Below are 20097 nucleotides of genomic sequence, written 5' to 3'. Positions count from 1 at the left end.
TTAAAAAATGATAACTTTGAGTAGGTGAATATATGTTTCCAGTTGAAAGACAACAGAAAATTACTGAATTATTAATGGTCAAAAAGGTTCTCAAAATATCTGAGCTAACTGAAGAATTAAAAGTCTCTGTTGATACTCTTCGTAGAGATCTAAACCTGCTCACAAAACAAGGGAAAATTGAAAAAATTTATGGTGGAGTTAAGCTCGTTGAAGCAAAATTTGGGGAATCGACAATTGACGAACGCTTGGTCAGCCATATAAATGAAAAAGAAGTAATTGCACAAAAATGTAGCGATTTGATCTATGACGGTGATTGTATTTTTATAGATAGTGGTTCGACAACCTATCAAATTGCAAAATATATTAAAAATAAGAAGAAGCTAACGGTAGTGACGAATTCAATTCCTGTTGTATTAGAACTAATAAATAGCGATGTAGAGCTAATTATCATTGGTGGAAAGGTTAGACATAATGAACAGTCTGTAGTAGCTTATGATTATTTATTCAATTTTAGCGAATTGAATATAGTAAAAGCGTTTATTTGTGCTAGTGGGATTACAGTCGAAAAAGGAATCTCTGATTATAATTTAGAAGAAGCAATTACGAGGAAAAAAATGATTGAATTATCTAAAGAAATTTATGTTGCCGCAGACAGTACAAAATTTGGTAAGGATGTCACCATTGGTATTGCAACACTTGATAAAATTCATTACATTATTACGGACCAAAATGTAAATAAGAATCTCATCGATTCATTTAAGAAAACAAGCACCCATTTAATCATTTCAGAATAATAATCCTCATTCAAAACCTGAATGGCGTTAAAACGCCATCCTTTACTATGAAAGATATATCATGAAGCACGCTACACTCGCTTAATCACAATGGTGGCGGTGCAGAGCGGGCATTTCAGCTACTTTCTCGATAATATAAGTATGCCCGCTAAGTAGATTGGCTATATTAGTAAGTCGCGAAGCCTCGTCCCATGTCCTTCATACAAAAAACGGAAATTCCACTCGTAATGAACGAATTAAGTGGAATTTCCGTTTTTCTATTATCATTTTAAAATTTTACAATTTATATGGAACACATATAAAGTGAAACTTCAATCAGTGAGGGTTTTCTTCATCCCCCACTGATTGTTAGTTGAACCAATCGGGCTTTTACGGGCAGTTCCCCCCCACCTACGCTTCCTCGATTACTCCAAGCCTTAAGGTGGGGGGGTTACTGCCCGTTAAAGCGGGATAAATTAGTTAAATCTATCATATGAAATTCATAACTTTAGGTGGATTAAATAACCTTATCGACAATACCCTTACCTTGTTTCAACGATTAACGATTGTCGACTTTTTCAGGATAAAGATCATGATTCATCAAACGGAAACTGGCCATCTCTTCGTACTTGGTACCTGGTTTCCCATAATTGCACCATGGATCGATGGAAATTCCACCACGTGGTGTAAATTTCCCCCAAACTTCAATATACCTTGGGTCAAGTAATTTTATTAGATCGTTCATAATAATGTTAACGCAATCTTCATGGAAATCACCATGATTACGAAAACTGAAAAGATATAATTTTAGTGATTTACTCTCGACAATTTTTTGATCTGGAACGTAAGAAATATACATCGTTGCAAAATCAGGCTGGTGTGTCAGTGGGCATAAACTAGTGAACTCCGGACAATTAAATTTCACGAAATAATCACGATTCGAATGAAGATTATCTACTGCCTCTAATACCTCCGGTGCATAATCAAATGAATATTGTGTATGTTGATTACCTAATAATGTTAAATCCTTTAAACCTTCTTCATTGCTTCGGCCAGACATAAAAATCCCCCTTGTAAATGGTTTCCCGACACTGTTTTAAAAGAGAGATCCGCTAATCATTCTATTGCAACTAAAAGAATAAAACATAAAAAGCCATGCCCAGTATGGACATGGCAAATTCCCATGTATCCATAGTTTTTTATAGAGGGTATCAGCTATGAACCTCTCCCGCTTACGTACGGGAATTCTCTTTCATATCATAAAGAACACTTAGCAAAACGTCAATTGAAACTTTATATCGTTTTATTATAGAAGGCGAGTATACAACATAGTTAATACGCTCAAAGAAGGTTTTGGAAATCCCTAACACGCTTTTCTACAAAAGTGCAAATGTTAAATGAATCTGAAGGTATCGTCAATATCCCATCAATTGTGTAGTATATGCTACAAATCCTATGATATAAGGAGGAATTGGTAGATGTAGCGGGCTTCTAGTAGTCTAAGCACCAAGCAACCGCAATAATGACGTTTGATAATTCCCTAGTTATATTGATATATTGAATATAGAGTGTAGCGGGATGATGAATCTGTGCATAGCAGCCAGAAACTAATTTGTGAAATAATACACAAAAAGGAGTAGATACGTATGAGATCTGTCAATGTAACAGATCACAAAGTGAAAGAAGAAATGAAAGATGATTATTCATTAGATAGAGTGCCACGGCAACAAAGGAATATGGGTTGGTTAAGTATTACAAATATTACCTTTGGTATAGCAACAGCCATTTTTTATTTTCAAATGGGAAGCGTTATGGCGCTTCAATTCGGAGCCATTAATGCCATTATATCCTCCATATATGCGATAATCGTAGCCGGTATACTCGGAACATTCATTGCTTATCTTTCAGCAAAGTCCGGTATGAACGTCAATTTATTATCCAGAGGGGGCGGATTTGGCTATATAGGCGCATCATTAACCTCGTTCATTTATGCAACAAACTTCATTATGTATTGTGCGTTTGAAGGCTTGATTTTAGTTTCAGCCATTCATACCTTCTTCCCGGTCATTCCAGAATGGGCGCTAATCGTTCTCTTCGGAACAATCGTTATTCCTTTGAATTGGTTTGGTATAAAACAATTAGATAAATTACAAAAGTGGTCTTTACCTATTTTTGCTGTTTTTTTGGTAACCGCAATCATTGTATCCATTTACACACCGTCAGTATATGAAGGGAGTTTTTGGACATATATGCCAGATGGCGTTCAAGTCGGGGGTAAGGCTTTACTACTTTGTATCGGCATGCACCACGGGATCATGGGTTTGACAGCCCTGCTTGCTTCGGACTATGCCCGTTTCCTTAAACCAAAAGATATCAAAGTAGGATCGGTTGCGATTGGATTTATTCCACAGATTTTCTGTTTTGGTGTCATGGGTGGTCTTGGCATATGGTTTGGTGTTCGTCTGGGCGAACCAAATCCAGGGGTTTACATCGTACTGCTTCTTGGTATTGGAGGAGCATTATTCACCATGCTAACCCAATTGAGAATTAATGTGACAAATATATATAGCAGTTCCTTATCATTATCTAACTTCTTCGAAAACATCTTTAAATTTACACCTGGCAGACGATTCTGGGTTATTGTATCCGGTATATCGGCGATCGTTTTAATGCTATGTGACATAGTGGATCATTTAGATACAGCAATGACATTCCAGGGAGTCTTTTTATTGGCTTGGGCTGCCATATTAGTCACTGACGCCATGGTTGTGAAAAAATTACTGAAAATTGGACCTGGTTATTATGAGGCTCGCCAGAAGTATTTATATAAATGGAATCCCGTTGGAGTCGTGTCTTTACTAATTGCAAGCGGCTTAGGGACAATAGCAGCATTAGGATATATGGGAGCGTTCTTACAAAGTACTGCAGCATTCTTTGCTGCGATTCTAGCAGCTATACTTACAGTCATTATAGCAATTTTCACAAAAGGAAAATACTATTATAAAAGCGAACCTAATGACATTCACAAGGAAGATCGTATTGCATAAAATAGTAAGTTAATTTTTACAGTCTCCTAATTTTTTATTCTCGTTCTCCCCGGTATCCCCCCTTCCGGATAGCCTTTTTATTGGGCACTTGATTTGTCTCTCGCTATTTTCTCTCTACGTTTTATCCAAGTTGAGACTTGGAATCGATTCAGGGGGGATATACAAGTAAAAAAGGTGCTTAAAGTATGCAGGCTAAAAGAGAGGAATTATGTTGTCAGATTCCTCATTATGCTCAGCTAGCAATCTTTTTCAGGTTTACTCGTAAGTCCTATCCTTTAAACCATCATGCAGTTCTTTTGGATATGCCAACGTTAGCTTAATAGGTTGTTATAACAACCTCATTTTTGAATAAGAGTCAAAGGGAGTGGCCATATAGACTGACTAAGTCTGGCTACCCCTTTTTGGTATCTAAAAGTCCTCGAGGCTCCAACAATTAAATGGTTGAAATACTAATTTAGCGAAATACTCTTTATAGAGGTGGTTCAAAAAGTCCGGTAAAAAAGCTTGCGGATTGCTTCAAAGCTCTGTCTCTACGTTCCTCACGTATTACTCCATACGCGCAGGTTCTCTCGAGATGCGCTCCTCGAACTTTTCGGCTCTTTTTATCCTCTTTTTTGAACATGCACTTATACTTATTTATTTTCTATGATCTCAACAAATTTCGTTGAAGCTGGCGATAATGGTACACTTTTCAAAAAACAGACACCGATATTTCTCTTTGGTATTTCCTCCATTAATTGAACTTCATACACTAGTCCATTATTTAAATATTCTTGGGAAAATTCTTTCGTCACACATGCAATTCCTAAATTTATCTTAGCAAACTCCAATAATAAATCATGGGATCCTAATTCAAATTCTGGCGAAATCTTAATACCTTTAGATATCATAAAATCCTCAACATACTTTCTGGAAATCGATTTCGGTTCGAGTAATATTAAGGGCAGTTTTACTACTTCATTAAGGCTTATTGGCTTAGATAAGCTATTCCTATATTTCTCCCCACAAACAAAAATATCGTGGACATCAATACATGGGATAAGTTCTAATGTAGGATCATCAAGGGGAAAATTACAAATTGCTATATCAACTTCTCCTGATTTTAAAATAGAACAAATCTCTAATGTTGTACCATTAACAATCTTTAATTTAATATTAGGATATTGATTATGAAAGGCTTCTAAATAAGGAAGTAAATAATACCTAGATATCGTATCACCTACACCTATCTTTAATTCCCCTGTCGTTAAATTTTTAAACTCCAAAATCTTTTCTTCCCCAACATCAATTAAATTAAGGGCCAAATGAACATATTCAAATAGAAGACTGCCCTCGTTTGTTAATGATACTCCCTTTGGAGTTCTATTAAATAGACGGATATCTAATTCTCTTTCTAACTGCATGATCGCTTGACTGACAGCTGGTTGTGTCATATAAAGGTCTTTTGCTGCCTTAGAAAAACTCTCGCTTTTTCCTACCTTATAAAATACTTTATATAAATCTAATTTACTTACCATATAAGCACTCCTTATACCCACCATTCGATATATCCATTTTACTTATATCACTAAAACGATGTATAGTACAAGTAGGGACATACTATAAATTAACTTTGTGAGTTTAAGGAGCGATTATTTTGGAAAGAGTTGTAGGAACAGTTGTAAGAGGTCTTCGTTGTCCAATCATCAATCAAGGGGATAACATCGAAGAAATCGTTGTTGATAGTGTGTTAAAAGCTGCAGAAGTGGAAGGTTTCAACATTAATGATAAAGATATCGTTACATTAACAGAATCAATCGTAGCTCGTGCTCAAGGGAACTACGCGACGATTGATCATATCGCTAAAGATGTTAAAGCAAAATTCGCAGAAGATACTGTTGGTGTTATTTTTCCTATCTTAAGTCGTAATCGTTTTTCAAACTTGCTCCGCGGTATTGCAAAAGGAGCAAAAAAAATTGTTTTAATGCTTAGCTACCCATCTGATGAAGTTGGCAATCACTTAGTTGATATTGACGTTCTTGATGAAAAGGGAGTTAACCCTTGGACAGATGTATTAACAGAAAAACAATTCCGTGATCATTTTGGCTATAATAAACATCCTTTTACTGGCGTTGATTATATTGAATATTATAAATCGTTAGTTGAAGAATGCGGCGTTGAATGCGAAGTGATCTTCTCAAATAATGCAAAAACCATCTTAAATTACACAAAAAGTGTTCTTACTTGTGATATCCATACTAGATTCAGAACAAAGAAAATCTTAAAAGCAAATGGTGGAGAAAAAATTTATAGCCTTGATAACATATTAGCAGCGTCTATTGATGGCAGCGGATGTAATGAAGCTTATGGTCTGCTTGGCTCTAATAAAGCAACAGAAGATAGTGTGAAACTTTTCCCACGTAACTGCCAACCTGTCGTTGATAACATACAACATATGCTTAAAGAAAAGACTGGAAAAGATGTTGAAGTCATGGTTTATGGAGATGGAGCATTCAAAGATCCGGTAGGTAAGATTTGGGAACTTGCTGATCCAGTCGTATCACCCGCTTACACATCCGGGCTTGATGGAACACCTAATGAAGTAAAGTTAAAATATCTTGCTGATAATAACTTTGCTGATTTAAGAGGCGAAGAACTTCAACAAGCGATCTCTCAATACATTAACAATAAAGGTGCTGATCTTGTAGGAACAATGGAAGCACAAGGTACGACGCCTAGAAAACTTACTGACCTAATAGGTTCTCTATCTGATTTAACTTCAGGAAGTGGCGATAAAGGTACACCTATCGTCTTTATACAAGGTTATTTTGATAACTATACAAAATAATACGAATGATTCATTGATTAGATAATGATATAAAAGAAATAAGCAATGCTAGCCTTTACTAGTATTGCTTATTTAAATTCTACGCAGTCAAAAAATACGATTTTCTATACTCTTATAACTTAGTTACTATATGCAAGAAAGATGTAGCTTTACTTTCTTTGTTTCTCAACAGTTATATAAGCTTGCCTCGGGTGATTTATTTGATTGGGATATTTCAACCTTACTCTCCCTTTATTTAATAGCTTTACTAAATAATTATTTCTTAATCCATCAGGTGTTCTCTCTAATAAATCTGCCAGTTCTTTTATCATTAACGGCTTATAGGCACAAAGTCTTACAATCATCTCTTCCATTACGCTCGGTGATAAGCGCTTTTTCCTTCTGGCAAGCTCTGATATTTCCCATAATATTTCTTTTATCTCTTTGGGAGAAGATACATTTATTTCTTCCTCTTCTGATCCATTTGTCGAATTACTTACCTCTATATTTGTTTTTCCCTCATTTGTCGCATGCACTTCACTATTATAGGAGTTCAAAACATCATTAAAACTATCCAAAGAGCGCTTTTCTTTGTTATAGGAGTTGTTGTCATTATTACAGGAGTCGCCTTGTTTATTGTAGGAGTTATTTTCACTATTATAGGAGTCAACACCTTTGTTATAGGAGTTACTTTCACTATTATAGGAGATTTCTTCACTATTATAGGAGTTATCATTCTTATCAACGACGTCACTCCCACTATTACAGGAGTTACTTTTTTCATTTTCGGAGTTCTCAAAGACGTCAAAATTCTCCATTAACAGCTCATCTTCTTCGGGAAATAAGGGAAGATCATTTTCGATTATTGTCTCAGATTGTTCTTCTTCCTCTAATAAATTTAGAGTTACATGTAACGTGAGAATCGTACGCTCTGACTCTGAATCTTGGATTAAATCAAAAGCATCATTCCCATAATGTCTCCATGTCGTTTCAATGCCTTTTAATCCGGAACCGGTCCTTTTACAAAGCCCAATTAAAATAAACATTTTAAAGAGATTAGGGTTACGAAGGTTGCTTATATTTCCCTCTAATGCTTGTTCTATTGATATACGAAAAAGACCAGGGTTTGAGAATCGAAATAAGGCCTTTTCTTTTTCAACTACAACCCCACCTTCTCCATAGTAATCGGAGTGGACTAAAGTATTTATCAATGATTCATATAAGCAAGATATAGCAACGATCTCGTCAGACTGAGTAAAATCATTACTTTTATATGAAGTATTAAAATCAGCAACTAAATCAGTGCTCGCTTTAAAATAAAAGTCAAATACATTCCCCGACCAAGTTCCATCCTGTGAAGTAAAACGTTGGGACCATCCCTCATTTAGTGTTTCCTCTAAGCTTTCTCGATACTCAAGAAAATACTGGGGCAATACCTCCGTAATGATCCTTTCTTCACTAAACATCAGTAAACCGGCAAGAGTCAAGCCTTCCTTATTCGTGTTTCGCACCTTTCCCCATGCACCAATTTTATATAAAAACTCCTTCATCTCCAATCCATTCCAAGGATGATCTGGCTTAATAGCAGAGAATTTTTCTCGGTACTTTTTAATAGACTCAAAATTTAGTTCATTTATGCCATAATGTTCTAAAATTAAATTATCCTGTGGAACGGATGAATAATCAGGTGGATGATGTACATTTATATTCACATTCAATCTCCCTCTTATACTCAATTTATTTCTTTGTTACTCTTATTTTATCATCTTTTGCCTAGTCCTTCTCTCCTATATATAAACAAGTAGGATTTCCCATTATATAAATTGCTAAAAGGGAGCATTCAAAACATAAAAATAGATCCCATTAACCCTATTAGTATATTAATATACTTTAATTCATTCCAACCTGCTTCCCTTTTAAACTGCTCAGAAGAATCGTTTGGATGTATAGCCAAACGATTTTGCTACTGTGTCTCTTGACAAGGCTTAATGAGAATGTAAGTTACATAGTCGTCTCAAAACTGCTAGACAATCCAACTCTCTCCGCACCATTAATTTATATAATTTTCCAATTAAGTTTCCCTCCACCTATAACTGTTTCATGTGAAACATTATAGGGCAGATGTGTATACCACACTCCATTATTGGGAAAACGTTCTTGTACTTCTAGCCAAAATTAGTCGCTGGACGTGAACCTTTCCGTCTTGATTTATCCAAAAAATTTTAAGATACAAAAAACGGCTTCCATCTGGAAAGCCGTTTTTTGATGTCTGCTATCTATCAAAGCTTAAATCCTCAAAAAGGATGCCTATTACATCGGCAAGAAATAACCTTCTTCATCAAACTTCATTTCATGCAGATCCTCTAATACTTCGATGTTTTCTTTATCTTTTAGTTCATTAAATATAACCTCAGATACGTATAGCTCACCAAGATGAAGAGTATTGGGGATACGTACAATTCTTGCCTCAACAGACGAAACGCCCCAATTTGCACGTAGAGCTGCTTTTAATGCCTCTTGGTCATTATCAAGAACGATCGGAATTTTAGCTCGATCTAAAAATGTACTCGTTACAACATTTTCATTCATTGCTTGATAATCAATTTTTTCAAACAAACGTTTAGTCGTTAAATCAGACAAGCCAATACCAAGGGCATTCCCATGGCTAGCCTCACTTATATTTGAAGCAATGACATATTTAATACTTGGCTTTTTCGGCTCTTCTACTCCCAATACACGAATTCGTCCGATAATATTTGTATCCATACCCGTGCCACTGTAATTTTTACCAATTTCGTCCACAACTAAAATATCCATTTCTTCTAATGGTAAGCTTGGCATCATATCAAAGGCTTTTACCAACAATTCTCTTTCACGTTCTTCAATTTGTTCTGGCTCGATTGCTTCTATAATTGCTGTTTCCTCATGTGCGTTTTCAACAATAGCGATACCAAACAATGTGTTTGAGTTTTTAATTGCTACTTTTCCAACTTCAGGCATCATATCGCGAATTCCTTTAATGCCATATGTGTGTAATGCAAGTGCCTGCTTATGCTTCCCAATTCCAATGGATGCCATTTTTAAGACACCGCTCTCGATGTCTTTCTTAAAATCTGTATGTGGCTTAACACGTCCCATGATGATAATTCCATCCGCATGATAAGCATGTTTATCAAGATATACAGGAATACCTGCTGATGTGACACCAATTTCAACAACTTCCATAGAAGAACGAATTTCACAGCCCGTTGACTCTTCGGTAACCCCTAATCCATCTAGCACCTCAATTTGGCCTTCAGCTGTCGCTCCTCCATGGCTTCCCATTGCAGGGACAATAAACGGCGTTGCACCTAACTTTTTAATCTCATCAACAACACTTTTGACGATTAATGGTATATTTGCAATCCCGCGGCTTCCAACTGTAATCGCCACTTCCATACCAGGCTTAATTTTATCCTCTGCTTTCACATGCTGAAACTGCTCCGTGATCGTTACAGGGATATTATCTAAACTTTCTACTTCGAATTTTTGTCTTATTTTTGCAATTTTTGGGAAAGACATCATTCTACACTCCTTTCAAACTAAACAACTCTTTATACATATAAGAGCAAAAGATCTCTAATAGATCCCTTGCTTTACTACCACCATTATTAATTATTTCTCAGTAGCTAATTCAATCGCTTCTATTAACGATCGATCGCTCGTCTGCAATATTTTTCTAAAGCGATCAAAAGCTGTTCCATGGTCAACGCTTGTACGAATCGTAGGAAGACCAACAGTGATATTTACTTCAGCCTCTGGACCTAACACTTTAATTGGCCCATGCGCTTAATCATGATATTGCACAACAACCATTTCAAATTTGCCACGTTTTTCTCTAAAGAATCATGTATCCGCTGGAAGTGGTCCCTGTACATTAATTTCTTCTACGCGCGCTTTTTCTATGGCTGAAATAATTTTTCTTCTTTACTATTTCCAAAAAGTCCATTTTCTACAACATGTGAATTAATACCACAAACTGCGATTCAAGGAGATTTAATCCCTGCTTTTTGTAATATTTCGTGTGCAAATTTAATAACTGTATATTGACACTCAACGTTAATTTCATTGATTGCATCAATAAGCCCAATATGGGTGGTCACATGAATAACTCTTAAGTCAGGAGCAGATAACATCATTGCGAAATCTTTCATATTTGTTAATTCTGCACGCAATAATAGTTTGTATTGGTTACGGCTTTTTAATTCGGCTCATACCGTCTATTCATTATTGCATTATAAGTTTTCTATTTGTCGCTCATTTAAATTCTGCAACATACCACTTTTTCTTAAACTGACCCATATACAGTTTTATTTCCAAACACTACAAACGCTTACAGCAGTAATGATAAATCAAAACGTTGCATTTAGCAATTTTTTTAAATGCTTTTTTATAAATATTTATTACGTTGTTATTTGCATCAATTTATACTTCGCTTTGTACACAAAAAAGACGCAAGCTGCTATTTTAGCTTGCGCCACAAGGTAGAACGGTTAATCCCTAAACGTTTTGCTGTTTTTGATTGATTTAACCCTTCCTCTTCAAGGACTTTAGTTATCACTTGTTTCTCTATTTCTTCTAATGTGCCACTTATATCGATATGTGTTAATGCATCATTCTTTTCTTGCTGTTCTAATCGTTTAAAAACTGTTTCAACTTCTTCTTTCTCGATATAATAAGAATGTGATTGTAAAAATAATTGTTCGATTACTTGTTTAAGTTGTTCTACATTTCCTGGCCAATCATAGTCGGTAATCTCTTCCAAAGCATCTAGTCGAATTCCAATCACTTCATTTCCATACCTTGGACGCAACTCTGAAATAAATACATGGACTAAATCCTCAATATCTTTTCTGCGTTCTCGGAGTGGTGGTATGTGAATTTTTAATTGAGCCAATGTATGATACAAATCACGATGAAATGTGCCATTTTTGACCTTTTCTTCAATATTATCCTCAGAAGACACTAGCCATTGCAGCTTTTTATCATTTTCATTCTTGAGTATATGATATAACTCCTTTTGCATATAAGAGTTCAATTTATCGATATTTTTTAAGTACGTAACTCCATTGGCGTATTTTCGAATAAAGTCTTCATTCATTAGATTTTTCAGTTGTTCTGCACTTAATAAGTCACAATTCAATATGATAAATGGTTCATTCATTGTTTTCCTTTTTAAATAAATGGAGTGGGCAGCTAATTCTTTTCCGTTCCCCTTTTCCCCCGATATCCACACAGGTTCTTCACTTTTACTGTATTGATCTATTTGCTTTAACACCTTCTGAATCAGTTCGCTTTTCCCGGAAATAGGGATATAAGAAGCGGATGTATGAAATTCTATTGCATTTAGGTTCACGTCCCCACCCTGTACAATAGTTTGATTAGGAAGTCCTTTTTCAAAATATAATACAGTAGCATCTTCTTTAGGACATGCTGTGATTGTCCAAAATGACTGATTGATGTGAACTGTTTTTGTTTGCTTTTCACGTGTTAAGACGGCTTCTTGTATCAACTTTTGTACATCTGCCGAATTCTCTAATTTCAGCCACTGAAATTCTTTATTGAAACGTTCATTTCCATAAATAATTTTCTCTTCTCTATTAATAACCCCGATTGCCTGTTCGTTACAGTCGAGAATAGATTGAAATAATGAAACATCCTGTTGCAGCCGCGAGAATAAGCCATATGACCTTCTCGTTTCTTCTAATGCATCAATAATAGCTTCCTTTCCGGATGTGATTAAAACGCCTGTCAGACCTAATTGCTTAGCAGTTTGAACCGTAACCACATCTCCGATCACCACTTCATAGCCAAGTTTTTTTAAATTCGTTAATTTCTCTTTAACCTCAGTATCTTTTGTAATCGTTAATGTTTTAATGTCTAAATCAAGAAGCTTGCATATCGTAGCAGCACCTTGTGTAATATTCGAGAACCCAACGATAGCGGCTTTACCTGAAAATCCTTTTACAAGTGTTAAAATACGTAATACATCATAGCCAGACACTTGAATGTCAATCACTGGTATAGATACAGCCTCCTGAATCATTGAAGCTGTACCGCCACGGCTGATTATGACATGGTAGCCATTATTTTCAGCATCCTTAGCAATAGCCACTCCTTCATATAAATTACCTAATTCAATTTGTAATTGAATATCTTCAACTTCTTGACCGATCTCTTTCATCATTTCAAACAGTCCCTCATAAGGGACAATTGCCAATGCTTTAATCATATTCCCCTTCACCTTCTGTTTCAAAAATAAACATAAATACTTCCTAGTAGTGCGTGTTCAAAAAGAGCCTCGAAGTTCGAGGAGCGCATCTCGAGAGGACCTGCGCATATACAATAATCCGTGAGAGAACCAAAATTTTTGAGCAACCGCTAGTAATAGCTTACCTCTTTTTGAAGTAGTATAAAAAAAAACCTCTCAGACTTAAGACAGAGAACTTCCCAATATCTATTTACCTCTCAGGAGGGATTTTATTAATTGGCTCTCTTAAAAGAAATATCGCCTTTTCCTTTTTGATCACAGGCAAGCGGAGGTGTGCCTGCGATCAAAAAGATAGAGACGCTCCTGTGCAAATTCATTTAACCAGCTGCAGCAATCTTTCTAAAGATAGCGGTATAAAGGCAACATTATCTGAAGAAACTATTTTTCTCCCCTTTTTTGATAACTTTCCTTTAGTTAAGACTTGTTGTTAACACTTTATTCATGCTGCCGCTTACATAGCCTTTAAGATCAAGGGTAACATATTTGTAGCCAAATCGTTGAAGATTTTCCATGATATCTTTATGATTTGTTAATACTACCTGCATATCTTGAGGCTCCACTTCAATCCTAGCAATCTCTTGATGCGTTCGAACGCGTACTTGTCTAATCCCTAATCCTTTTATATAAGCCTCAGATTTTTCAACCTTTGTTAGTTTTTCTTGTGTAATTCTTTCACCATATGCGATTCGTGAAGAAAGACATGCGAACGAAGGTTTTTCCCAAGTAGGCAAGTTTAATTGTTTTGAAAGTTCACGAATTTCTTCTTTATAAAGATTCGCCTCTTGAAGCGGTCCACGGACGCCATGTTCTTTGGCTGCACGTACTCCAGGACGATGTTCACTCATATCATCAGCAATTAAACCATATACAACATTTTTAAATCCCTTCTGATGCATGATCGGAACGATTTGTTCGAATAACCCATTTTTACAGAAATAACAACGGTTCCGGTCATTTTCTGCGTAGCCCGGTATATTCAGTTCAGAGGTTTCAATAACTTGATGTGTTGCACCAATCATTTTAGCTAGCTTCTTAGCTTCTTCTAATTCACTTGAAGGGTACGTTTCAGAATCAGCCGTAACAGCCAAGACCTTTTCAACTCCTAAAACATCAACCGCAACTTTTAATAACAACGTACTATCAACACCACCAGAAAAAGCAACAACAACATTGTCCATCTCTTTTAAGATTTCTTTCAGTCGTTCATACTTCTCATTCATCCTAATTCCACCTATCTCTATATTTTTCAAACGATTTTTAATGTATGATTCGATAAATTTATGACTGCAAAGTCAACCCGTTTTCAGAAAGTGAAACTTCAATCAATGGGCGTTTTACTGCTCATTAAAGCGGGATAAAGATTTCTTATCGACCCTAAAAGGGATTTGTGCATTTTGCAACACTATTTGATTATAAGCGAATTTCTACTAAAGTAAAAGTAGTTAGTAAAGCGATTTCAAAAATATCGCATGAATCATTTGACTTATAATGCGATTCACCGTAACAATTCGTATGCAATACATAAAAGGGATTCGGAATAAAGCTATTCCGAACCCCTTTTTCACTTCTGTTATTTTAAAAAATTAAATCTAATAGTAAAGTACATGCTAATCCCGATACAGCAACAATGGTGGAAAGTACAGTATACGTTCCAAATGCTTCTTTCAAAGTCATTCCCAATGATTCTTTAACCATCCAGAATCCAGCATCATTAACATGTGATGCAATTGCACTACCAGCTCCTGTTGCAAGTGCGACTAGTTCTAAGTTAACGTCAGGGATTGTAGCAAGCGATGGAAGAACCAACCCTGCAGTTGTTAAAGTTGCAACTGTTCCCGATCCTAAGCAAATACGCAATATTGCTGCGACAGTCCATGCAAAGAAAACAGGTGACATAGCAGATCCTTCAAATATTTTAGCGACATAATCACCAACGCCACCATCAATAAGGACTTGTTTTAATGCACCACCGCCACCAATAATTAAAAGTAGCATACCCAAGGAATTAATGGCTGAAGAACAAGAATTCATCAAATTCTTTATCGGAACATTTCTTCGGATTCCCATTGTATAGATTGCCAGCAATAAAGAAAGCAACATAGCAAACGAAGAGTTACCAATAAAACGAATAATGCTTACAAACATATTATCAGCAAATCCCATAGCTGGTTGCATCATATCAACCGCGGCACCTAAAGCCATTAAAATAACCGGAAATAATGCTGTAAATACACTGATACCAAAACCAGGTGTTTCTTCTATTTTGAATGTTTTTTGAATACCAAAAGACTCACTGCCTTCTCTAGTAAACGCAGTCGGTACAATTTTTTTAGCAAGCTTAGGATACAAAATACCCGCTAATATAACAGTTGGTATCGCGACAATAATTCCGTAAATTAAAACTAAGCCAATATTTGCACCGTATTCTGCAGCTACTGCTGTTGGGCCTGGATGCGGAGGCAAGAAAGCGTGTGTAGATAATGCAGCAGTAACCATAGGAAGACCTAAGCGTACAATAGAAATTTTTAATTCTTTTGCGATTGAGAATATAATTGGAACTAATAATACGATTGTTACTTCAAGAAATAACGCAATTCCTACAATAAATGAAGCAAATAAAACAGCCCATTGAATTCTTCTTTCCCCAAATTTGTCAATTAATGTTGTGGCAATACGATTGGCTCCACCTGCATCTGCAATTAACCTACCAAGCATTGCGCCCATTCCAAAGATTAATGCAATATGACCAAGCGTTCCGCCTAAACCGCTTTCAATTGATTTCATAACATCCGCCATAGGCATGCCCAGTGCTAAAGCTACAACGACTGAAACAATGATTAATGAAACAAATGTGTTTAATTTGAAGGCCATAATTAAAATAAGTAATAATAGTACCCCTATTGCAATAATTACTAACGGCATAATATCCTCCTGATGTAAATTTTATTAGTTTTTTATAAATAAAAATGCTGCAATTTGTTTCTTTTACACATGACGATATAGATATGTTCCTACATACAACGTTTCTGTACTTTCACCAAATAACTAAAACTGTTCCTCAATTATATTAACTCCTTTACCACACTTGCAATGGCTTACAAAAAAGGGCAGAAATGTAAGGAATTAAAACTACTAATCCTTTTTCCCACTTATTCATTTAGTCTTATACAAAAGTAATCCATTTATAACAGAAATCGTTCTATGAAAATCTGCCATCTTAGCGACAAGATGTCCTTGATCATGGTAAAGAGATAATATTGCATCACATTTTACATTTAATACTTAGAATAATACAGAATTTGCTGTAACTGTTGGTTATCGCATCATCTTGTGAACTTAAAATATCTTATACTCTTCGAATAATCTTGTCAAGTGGATAAATTGGAGCATGTTCGTTTATTTTTTCAACTATTATCATTTATTAATCACAAATCATGTAATTTTATTTCGTTTCATTTTACGATAGGTAGGGTTTTCCTGTCCGTTAATGTAGAATAAAAAAAGACACAACCTGATTAAAGTTGTGCCCAAATGTCTTTTATCTATATTAATACTTACAATATAATCAAATTGTATTTCCCTGCCAATCCCTTATGACAAGCTGTTGGATCAAAGCTCCCAGTATACAACAAAGTCACTGGATTTCGAACTGTCACATCCTCTATTTTTGTACTTCTGGAGCAGGGTAGTCAAAGCCCTTCGTATCCACTTCGACCTTTTTCATTTGCTGATCTTCTAACGGCTTATCTGCAGAATCTCGTTCAGTGGCAACGATCGCATCTACTGTTTCCATACCCTTTATTACTTTCCCAAAAGCAGCATATTCTCCGTCAAGATTTAGCGCTTCTTCTACCATAATAAAAAATTGCGATCCCGCAGAATTTGGATCACTCGTCCGTGCCATTGAGATGACACCACGTTCATGTTTCAGATTATTTTCAAAACCATTTTTAGAAAATTCACCTTCAATAGAATATCCTGGTCCACCTGATCCATTTCCTGAAGGATCTCCTCCTTGGATCATAAAATCAGGGATAACCCGATGAAAAACAAGACCATCATAATAACCTTCTTCAACTAAAGAAATAAAATTAGCTACCGTATTAGGAGCTGTAGAAGGCTCTAGTTCAACAATAATTTTTTCATCATTGTTCATAGTAATCGTTACGATTGGATTTTCTTTCACAGCTGTTGAATAATCCTTTTTTTCATCCGATTCCTTTACCGTCTTCCCCTCTGATCGTCCACTTTCTGTTGATGTCCCACAACCCGTCAAAACAATAGCTACCGCCATCAGGCTAAAGACAAAATAAAATACTTTATATCGCATGAACATATTCTTTTTCAACTCCTCAATATAATCAGTTTATTAATTATATAACTATAAGATCATTCACGACAACTCATTAAAATGGGCATTGCGTGAAAACTCTATCCTCCCAATTCAGAAAAACCTTACTTATGATACAGTTCGGCGTAAGGTATCAAAATGAGGGTTCATTGATATCAATAACAGGCTTTCTGACTTTAGACTTCTCCATTAAACGAAACAAGTCATGCGATTCCCATATGATTATGAGTCGCACGACTTGTTATTGTTTTACGCTTTTCCGCCTGGCAAATGTGCACCGTATTTAGGAACAATGGTATCCTTAGTATAAACATCAACTTGACGAAGCGTCTCAACGATAGTCGGCATATCCAATGCCTTTACAAGTTCATTAATCGCTTGCACACCCGCATCTGCATGAGCTTCTCTTTCTTCAGGTGTTTTCAAAAGCGGTGTAGCCATATGATCAGATGGTTCATCAAAGTAAGAACCCACTGCGCCGGATTGATAAGCGTACTTCCCTAATGCATTACCAGGATTCCTACTCATTCCTGCTAGCATATGTTGAATATCATAAGTAACAGAATGAGATTCAAGTACATTCATTGGAACATCCTCTAATCTACCTAAAACCTTATAAGCACCGATCGTCATATCATGGAATGCATCCATCAGATTGAAATTGGCTGCCTCTGCTGCTTTTAATACATCCATATACAAAACAGGTACTTTTGTTTCATCAAAGAAATCACGAACCATACCACTTAATGTCAAATATGCTGGACCATGACTGGTGATATAAATTTGCCTTCTAAAGCCTTGGTTTAATAATGACTTAGCAATCTTATCTAAATAAGCCATTCCATCTTTTATGCTCATTTGAATCGTTCCCCGACCAACAATTGTTCCACCTGGGAAGAAATAAGGTAAGTTGTGCAAAACAAGCCCATCTGATGCTTCAGCCATCTTTACAGCAATAGCCTCCGCTAAAACTGTTTCAGAGTCCAGTGGTAAAGCTCCATGGGTTTCCGTTACTCCAACTGGAACATATATAAGATCATTTCGATCTAAATAATCTTCGACTTCCCCATTTGTCATTTTTGAAAGAAATCTAGTACGCATATAAACCACTCCTACAATTTCATTTTATATGGATTCACTATAAAGGGGACTCCTAATTAAGACGCTCTTCTTTCCTTTAATGTTGCATACATTTCATTTGTTCTCTTTGCATTTAGGTTATAGATTAAACCTACGCCGATCAACATGATAAGGAATGCAATAATTGGCATACCAGTGTACATTTTTAATACGCCTTCTGCTACTGCTGGTGATTGAGATTTTGCTCCAGTAACAAAGCCAACCCAACCTAAAGCGTAACTTCCAATAGCAGAGCCTAATCCCATCCCCACCTTACGAGAAAAGGAATATAGGGAATAAAGTGTTCCCTCATAATGTTTTCCAGTTTGAAGTTCTGCATAGTCGATACAATCTGTTACAAGAGCCCATACAACCATAACAAAGACAGATGAGCCGATTGTAGCAAGGTTATATAAAGCCATGAACACATATACATTTTCAATCGTAACCAATGTCAATAATAGTGTTGCAGCTAAACTGAAGATTGCTGTAGCAATAACTAAATTTCTTTTATTAAATTTTTCAACCAGTTTAGGAACAATAGCGAATAATACGAGTGTGATACCAATGCTAATGAAAGAGTTAATAGCAAAAGCCCCCGGCATATGATAACGTTCTGCAAAGACAATGGGAGCTAATTGGCTCGCACCATTTATCATAAGAAGTGAGCCAATTGATGCAACCATCATACCGATTAACGGTCTATTTTTAATCGCTACTTTAAATGCATCCTTAAAACTATAATCGGATTTTGTTCCGGCTGGTTTATCATCACGAATACGTTCTGTTGTTAATCTTACCAGGCCTGTATAGGCTAATACCGATAAAATACTAAACACAATGGCAATTTTGAAGAATGCTTCTGGAATTATAGATCCCGATTTATCATAGATAAACATTGGAACGAAAGATAAGAATCCAAGTCCAACAACCATACCACCAATCGCACGAGCACGAGATAATTTTGTGCGTTCAACGGGATCATTTGTAATAACAGACGCAAGAGAACCATAAGGAATGGAATCAGCTGTATAAGCAACACAAAAGAATAAATAAACGAATACTACCCAAACATGAATTGCTGTAGATCCCCAACTTGATACATCAGTAAAAGATAATAAACAAGAAGCTGCTAATATCCATTTAGAAATACTAATATAAGGTAAGAATTTATTACCGGATTTCCCTAATTTCCAACGGTCTGGAAGAGTTCCCATAATTACATTACAAATTGCATCAAAGACTTTACCTAATAAAAACATAGTCCCCATAAAGTAAGGGCTTACACCTAATGCATAGGTACAAAAGATTAAGAAAAACCCGCTTATATATAGGTTAACGAAACTTCCCCCAATATCCCCTAGCGCATACCCTACTTGGTCTCTTACTCCAAACTTCTTCATGAAATACCCTCCTCTGTACTTTTTATAAAGTTAATACTATTCTTATATAGCTTTAAAACTTTTTGTTTAACTCCTTTGTAACCGCTTATATTATCAGTTAACAAAATGTATTCCTTTACTACATAAAGCAGTTTAAAATATGTCCCTAGTTGTATGCGCTTTCCCTGGTGTTTGAATACAACTATACAACGAATAGCAAAAACACTTTTGTACTACAATTGCGCGTTTTTATAGTATAATTGCATGATTTTCTTATCCAAAAGGACAAAATAAATAGGCGCATGATTT

The 20097-nt window shown here is 35.8% G+C and carries 13 protein-coding genes, 2 pseudogenes and 1 riboswitch; of the genes and pseudogenes, 3 read left to right on the top strand and 12 right to left on the bottom strand.

Features of this window, described 5'->3' with window-relative positions; translation table 11 throughout:
• The first annotated feature begins 32 nt into the window (after positions 1-32).
• Positions 33-794, top strand: a complete 762-nt coding sequence (locus ACIQZI_RS21105) for a DeoR/GlpR family DNA-binding transcription regulator (RefSeq protein ID WP_403076986.1) — start codon at positions 33-35, stop codon at positions 792-794.
• Positions 795-1332: 538 nt separating this feature from the next.
• Here the strand turns inward: ACIQZI_RS21105 and queF are convergent.
• On the bottom strand, positions 1333-1833 hold the full coding sequence (queF, locus tag ACIQZI_RS21100) for a preQ(1) synthase (RefSeq protein ID WP_403076983.1): 501 nt from the start codon (positions 1831-1833) through the stop codon (positions 1333-1335).
• 125 nt (positions 1834-1958) lie between these two features.
• Positions 1959-2005: riboswitch (PreQ1 riboswitch) on the bottom strand.
• A 414-nt stretch (positions 2006-2419) separates the two neighbouring features.
• Here queF and ACIQZI_RS21095 point away from each other — a divergent pair.
• Complete coding sequence (locus tag ACIQZI_RS21095; protein WP_403076980.1) at positions 2420-3820, top strand: purine-cytosine permease family protein; 1401 nt, start codon at positions 2420-2422, stop codon at positions 3818-3820.
• Between the two features lie 632 nt (positions 3821-4452).
• On the opposite strand, the gene ACIQZI_RS21090 is transcribed toward ACIQZI_RS21095, so the two are convergent.
• Positions 4453-5337 (bottom strand): LysR family transcriptional regulator, encoded by an 885-nt coding sequence (locus tag ACIQZI_RS21090; protein ID WP_403076977.1) that lies wholly within the window; start codon positions 5335-5337, stop codon positions 4453-4455.
• 119 nt (positions 5338-5456) lie between these two features.
• On the opposite strand from ACIQZI_RS21090, the gene ACIQZI_RS21085 reads away from it, so the two are divergent.
• Complete coding sequence (locus ACIQZI_RS21085; RefSeq protein WP_062186524.1) at positions 5457-6647, top strand: coenzyme F420-0:L-glutamate ligase; 1191 nt, start codon at positions 5457-5459, stop codon at positions 6645-6647.
• Between the two features lie 149 nt (positions 6648-6796).
• Here the strand turns inward: ACIQZI_RS21085 and ACIQZI_RS21080 are convergent, their stop codons facing one another.
• From ACIQZI_RS21080 to ACIQZI_RS21035, 10 genes and pseudogenes are all read right to left on the bottom strand, one after another.
• Positions 6797-8338 (bottom strand): ATP-binding protein, encoded by a 1542-nt coding sequence (locus ACIQZI_RS21080; RefSeq protein ID WP_403076967.1) that lies wholly within the window; start codon positions 8336-8338, stop codon positions 6797-6799.
• A 598-nt stretch (positions 8339-8936) separates the two neighbouring features.
• Entirely contained in the window at positions 8937-10190 is a 1254-nt protein-coding gene (locus tag ACIQZI_RS21075) for a nickel pincer cofactor-dependent isomerase, group 22 (RefSeq protein WP_403076964.1), read from the bottom strand.
• A gap of 90 nt (positions 10191-10280) precedes the next feature.
• A pseudogene (locus ACIQZI_RS21070) lies at positions 10281-10834 on the bottom strand (4-hydroxythreonine-4-phosphate dehydrogenase PdxA); the annotation flags it as partial.
• Positions 10835-11127: 293 nt separating this feature from the next.
• Entirely contained in the window at positions 11128-12897 is a 1770-nt protein-coding gene (locus tag ACIQZI_RS21065; protein WP_403076961.1) for a sigma-54-dependent Fis family transcriptional regulator, read from the bottom strand.
• 449 nt (positions 12898-13346) lie between these two features.
• The gene (gene larE, locus ACIQZI_RS21060; protein ID WP_062186534.1) at positions 13347-14156 is read right to left on the bottom strand and encodes an ATP-dependent sacrificial sulfur transferase LarE; all 810 of its coding nucleotides are present in this window, start codon (positions 14154-14156) and stop codon (positions 13347-13349) included.
• Between the two features lie 355 nt (positions 14157-14511).
• A complete protein-coding gene (locus ACIQZI_RS21055) occupies positions 14512-15858 on the bottom strand; it encodes a gluconate:H+ symporter (RefSeq protein WP_403076957.1) in 1347 nt (448 codons plus the stop codon).
• A 237-nt stretch (positions 15859-16095) separates the two neighbouring features.
• A pseudogene (locus ACIQZI_RS21050) lies at positions 16096-16215 on the bottom strand (4-hydroxythreonine-4-phosphate dehydrogenase PdxA); the annotation flags it as partial.
• A gap of 382 nt (positions 16216-16597) precedes the next feature.
• A complete protein-coding gene (locus ACIQZI_RS21045; RefSeq protein ID WP_403076954.1) occupies positions 16598-17272 on the bottom strand; it encodes a peptidylprolyl isomerase in 675 nt (224 codons plus the stop codon).
• A gap of 264 nt (positions 17273-17536) precedes the next feature.
• Positions 17537-18388 carry a creatininase family protein gene (locus ACIQZI_RS21040; RefSeq protein ID WP_403076951.1) on the bottom strand — a complete coding sequence of 284 codons (852 nt, stop codon included), beginning with the start codon at positions 18386-18388 and terminating at the stop codon, positions 17537-17539.
• A 56-nt stretch (positions 18389-18444) separates the two neighbouring features.
• Positions 18445-19809, bottom strand: coding sequence for an MFS transporter (locus ACIQZI_RS21035; RefSeq protein WP_403076948.1), 1365 nt, complete (start codon positions 19807-19809; stop codon positions 18445-18447).
• Positions 19810-20097: the final 288 nt, after the last annotated feature.

This window comes from Peribacillus sp. NPDC096379, from assembly GCF_044762875.1.
GTDB lineage: Bacteria > Bacillota > Bacilli > Bacillales > DSM-1321 > Peribacillus.
Note: the sequence above shows the minus strand (reverse complement) of the source record. Positions and strands in the feature narration are given on the sequence as shown.

What these genes read in the sequence shown, in the direction of transcription:
- ACIQZI_RS21035 (WP_403076948.1), bottom strand. Translation starts at nt 19,809, where the DNA reads ATGAAGAAGTTTGGAGTAAGAGACCAAGTAGGGTATGCGCTAGGGGAT.
- ACIQZI_RS21065 (WP_403076961.1), bottom strand. Translation starts at nt 12,897, where the DNA reads ATGATTAAAGCATTGGCAATTGTCCCTTATGAGGGACTGTTTGAAATG.
- ACIQZI_RS21045 (WP_403076954.1), bottom strand. Translation starts at nt 17,272, where the DNA reads ATGTTCATGCGATATAAAGTATTTTATTTTGTCTTTAGCCTGATGGCG.
- ACIQZI_RS21075 (WP_403076964.1), bottom strand. Translation starts at nt 10,190, where the DNA reads ATGATGTCTTTCCCAAAAATTGCAAAAATAAGACAAAAATTCGAAGTA.
- queF (WP_403076983.1), bottom strand. Translation starts at nt 1,833, where the DNA reads ATGTCTGGCCGAAGCAATGAAGAAGGTTTAAAGGATTTAACATTATTA.
- ACIQZI_RS21055 (WP_403076957.1), bottom strand. Translation starts at nt 15,858, where the DNA reads ATGCCGTTAGTAATTATTGCAATAGGGGTACTATTATTACTTATTTTA.
- ACIQZI_RS21040 (WP_403076951.1), bottom strand. Translation starts at nt 18,388, where the DNA reads ATGCGTACTAGATTTCTTTCAAAAATGACAAATGGGGAAGTCGAAGAT.
- ACIQZI_RS21095 (WP_403076980.1), top strand. Translation starts at nt 2,420, where the DNA reads ATGAGATCTGTCAATGTAACAGATCACAAAGTGAAAGAAGAAATGAAA.
- ACIQZI_RS21105 (WP_403076986.1), top strand. Translation starts at nt 33, where the DNA reads ATGTTTCCAGTTGAAAGACAACAGAAAATTACTGAATTATTAATGGTC.
- ACIQZI_RS21090 (WP_403076977.1), bottom strand. Translation starts at nt 5,337, where the DNA reads ATGGTAAGTAAATTAGATTTATATAAAGTATTTTATAAGGTAGGAAAA.
- larE (WP_062186534.1), bottom strand. Translation starts at nt 14,156, where the DNA reads ATGAATGAGAAGTATGAACGACTGAAAGAAATCTTAAAAGAGATGGAC.